Genomic DNA, 4,018 nt, shown 5'->3' with positions numbered 1-4,018 from the left:
CCGATGAATCTTTTGCTGCTAATATCTATCTGGCTGCAACAATAATCAATTTGCGTTAATTGTCAACACGCCCTAAATTTTAAAATTTATTAAAATTCATTTTTTTAAATAACATTATGTTTTTTATTAAAAAAATATTTTTTTTATTTTTTGTACGCAAATAAAATTGAATGTAAAAATACAACAATCGACTTTGGTCTAATATTTATAAAAATTCAAATGACATTTTATGTTCAACATTACAGTTGTTGTTATACATCGTTAAATTTTGTTTTATGGAAAACGTGCTTTAAAAATTTGGCATGTTATAGGTCCAACAAGTATTTTTTATGTAAAGTGCATGTCAATTTATGCTATATTTGCTTTGATGATAAATTTTGATGGATTTGGGTCTTAATTATGAATAACAGCACACCACTTACTTTAGCCGATATTCGTGGTCAAATTGATGCAGTCGATGAACAAATTCAACAGCTGATTAATCAGCGTGCTAGCCTTGCGGAAGCGGTCGCAAAATCAAAATTATTGGCAGAGACCAATCCTATATTTTATCGTCCAGAGAGAGAAGCGCAAGTCTTGCGTCAAGTGATGGCACGTAATCAAGGTCCATTGTCCGATGAGACCATGGCACGTTTATTCCGTGAAATCATGTCGGCATGTTTGGCATTAGAAGCTCCACAATCAATTGCCTTTTTGGGGCCAGAAGGCACATTTACCCAAGCCGCAGCCATCAAACATTTTGGGCAGGATGCACAAACGCGTCCGATTGGTAGCATTGATGAAGTGTTCCGGGAAGTGGAATCAGGCTCAGCTCATTACGGTGTAGTACCTGTAGAAAACTCATCAGAAGGCATGGTCAATCATACTTTGGATTGTTTTAAAACCTCGCATTTACAGGTGATTGGCGAAGTGGAATTGCCTGTACATCATCAATTTTTGATATCAAGCAACACCAAAAAAGACAGCATCAAGCAAATTTATGCTCATCAACAAACTTTAGCACAATGTCGTAAATGGCTGGATGCCCATTATCCTGCGGTAGAACTGGTGGCATTAAATTCCAATGCAGAAGCTGCACGTCGTATTCGTAATGAATGGCATTCTGCAGCGATTGCCAGTGATGTGGCGACTAAAATTTATGATTTAGAAATTTTACATGCCAATATTGAAGACAATCCTGAAAATACCACACGCTTTTTGGTGATCGGGCGAGAAAAAACCCAACGCAGTGGGCAAGATAAAACCTCTATTTTGGTATCAGCTCAAGACCGTTCGGGTGCATTGTTGGATATTTTGACGCCATTTGCAAAGCATGGCATTACCATGACCAGTATCGAAACCCGTCCAGACTTGCCAAATAAATGGGCTTATGTATTCTTTATCGATCTCAAAGGTCATGTTGATGATGACAATATCCGACTTGCACTGGATGAAATCCGCCCACAAGTCAAAGAGTTAAGAGTATTAGGTTCTTATCCTTTGGCTGTGCTTTGATGAAAAGTAAGCTGAAACTTTTATCATGAATAAATCGATATTATTTCAACAAGTCCTAATTATCGGTTTGGGTCTGATTGGCTCAAGCCTTGCACGTGCCATACGTGAGCGTGGTTTGGCACAACGTATCGTGGCGATAGACAATCATTTGCATTATATTGAACAAGGTAAAAAGCTGCATTTTATCGATTGCGGGCATGATAAAGTTGATGAGAGCAGTAGAAATTTGATTGCCAGTTCAGATTTGATTATTTTGGCAGTCCCTGTACAAGCAGTACAAAAAGTTTTAAGCCATTTAAAGCCTTTTTTAAATCCTAACAGTTATATAACGGATGTGGGCAGTACCAAAGGCAGTATGGTCAGTGCCATGCAACAGGTTTTTGGTGATGCTATACCAAGTGGTTTTGTGGCGGCTCACCCGATTGCAGGTGCGGAAAATAGTGGTGTCATGGCAGGCAAAGCGGATCTTTTTGTAAATCATAAAGTCATTATTACGCCACTTGCCAGTAGTTCAACTCAAGCCATTGAAATGATTAGCCAATTATGGCAGTCGGTTGGGGCGGAAGTGGTGTTTATGGATGCCGAACAGCATGATAAAGTGTTGGCATATACCAGTCATTTACCACATTTGATGGCATTTAATTTGGTTGAACAATTAGCAAATCGCCAAGATAATCTGGATATTTTTCGCTATGCGGCAGGCGGTTTTCGGGATTTTTCTCGGATTGCTGCCAGTGATGCTCAGATGTGGCATGATATTTTCTTTGCCAACAAATCGGCTTTATTGCAAGCCGTGGCTGAGTTTGAGCAACAGCTACAACAGTTTAAGGCGGTCATTGAACAACAAGATTCGCATCAATTGATGGGTATGCTCGGTCATGCTCGTGCTGCTAGACAACATTTTAATCATATGCTTAGTAAAACCCCATTGATGGAGAAACAGACGGTGAGTCAACAATTTATTATCCAACCCCATAGCAAGGCATTAACAGGCACATTTACCGTGGCAGGTGATAAGTCAGTTTCTCATCGTTCGATTATGTTTGGTGCGATTGCCGAAGGGACAACCCAAGTCACAGGCTTTTTGGAAGGCGAAGATGCTTTAGCGACTTTGCAAGCGTTTCGTGATATGGGCGTGTCGATTGAAGGTCCAAAAAATGGCGAAGTCACCATTCACGGTGTAGGTATGCATGGCTTAAAAGCTCCTGCCAGTGCCTTATATATGGGTAACTCAGGTACCAGTATGCGTTTATTGTCAGGCATGTTGGCAGCTCAACAATTTGACAGTGTGATGACGGGTGATGCGTCATTAAGCAAGCGTCCGATGGAGCGTATCGCCAAGCCTTTACGTGATATGGGTGCAAAAATCCAAACCACAGGTGAAAAAGGCACACCGCCAGTCAGCATTACAGGCAAACAAAAATTGACAGGCATTCATTATGATTTGCCGATGGCATCCGCACAGGTCAAATCAGGGATTTTATTGGCAGGTCTTTGGGCGGATGGTGAAACATCGGTTACAGAACCAGAACCAACCCGTGACCATACCGAGCGTATGTTGCGTGCTTTTGGTTATGACGTGAAAACCGAAGGCAATAAAATTAGTTTAAAAGGTGGGGGCAAACTGACAGCAACCAATATCCAAGTACCATCGGATATTTCCAGTGCAGCCTTTTTTATGGTGGCAGCAGCGATTAGTAAAAATGCTGATATAACCTTAGAAGCAGTGGGTATTAATCCAACCCGTACTGGTGTGATTGAAATTTTAAAACAGATGGGTGCAGATTTAACCCTTGAAAATCAACGTATTGCAGGTGGTGAGCCGATTGCGGATATTCGTATCAAAGGTAGCCGTACACTCAAAGGTATTCATATTCCTGAGGATCAAGTGCCTTTGGCGATTGATGAATTTCCAGTGTTATTTGTCGCAGCAGCATGTGCTGAAGGGCAAACGGTATTGACTGGCGCAGCAGAATTGCGTGTCAAAGAAAGTGACCGCATTCAAGTGATGGCAGATGGCTTACAAGCATTGGATATTGATTGTACACCAACTGAAGATGGCATGATTATCAATGGTAAAGGCAAAACAGGTGAGTGGTCGCCAATTTTTGGTGGTGGTGAAATCCAATCGCATCATGACCATCGTATTGCCATGAGTTTTAGTATTGCGGGGATTCGTGCCAGTGAAAATATTGTCATTTACGGTACAGAAACGGTAGCAACCAGCTTCCCAACTTTTACGCAAATCGCCCAACAAGCAGGGTTGAATTTAAGTGTAAAAGAAGTGGGTTAAAAAAGTATCATTGTTTTAAAAACACCCCAAAATTAAATGCTTTTGAGGGTGTTTTTATTGTGTTTGCTGTGGTGGTTTTTTGGGGCATTCAAGAACAATAGTTTGTGTGGTTTGCATCGGTGTAGCGACGCCATCTTCATTATAAGTACTGAGTTTAGGGTGTGTTGACATACAAAGAAAATCAGTTATTCTGCTTATATGAATAGACTAACACTTACTGATGCCCAATGG

2 protein-coding genes are annotated in these 4,018 nt (G+C 40.8%); both read left to right on the top strand.

Features of this window, described 5'->3' with window-relative positions; translation table 11 throughout:
• Positions 1–399: 399 nt before the first annotated feature.
• Positions 400–1,494: a prephenate dehydratase gene (gene pheA / locus ACEYX7_RS10700; protein WP_374805466.1), complete on the top strand. Its 1,095-nt coding sequence runs from the start codon at positions 400–402 to the stop codon at positions 1,492–1,494.
• Between the two features lie 25 nt (positions 1,495–1,519).
• A complete protein-coding gene (locus ACEYX7_RS10695; protein ID WP_374805468.1) occupies positions 1,520–3,787 on the top strand; it encodes a bifunctional prephenate dehydrogenase/3-phosphoshikimate 1-carboxyvinyltransferase in 2,268 nt (755 codons plus the stop codon).
• Positions 3,788–4,018 lie beyond the last annotated feature (231 nt).

Source organism: Hubeiibacter jixunmingi, from assembly GCF_041928215.1.
Lineage (GTDB): Bacteria > Pseudomonadota > Gammaproteobacteria > Pseudomonadales > Moraxellaceae > Acinetobacter.
The sequence above is the reverse complement of the archived record's forward strand: the minus strand, read 5'-3'. Positions and strand labels throughout refer to the sequence as shown.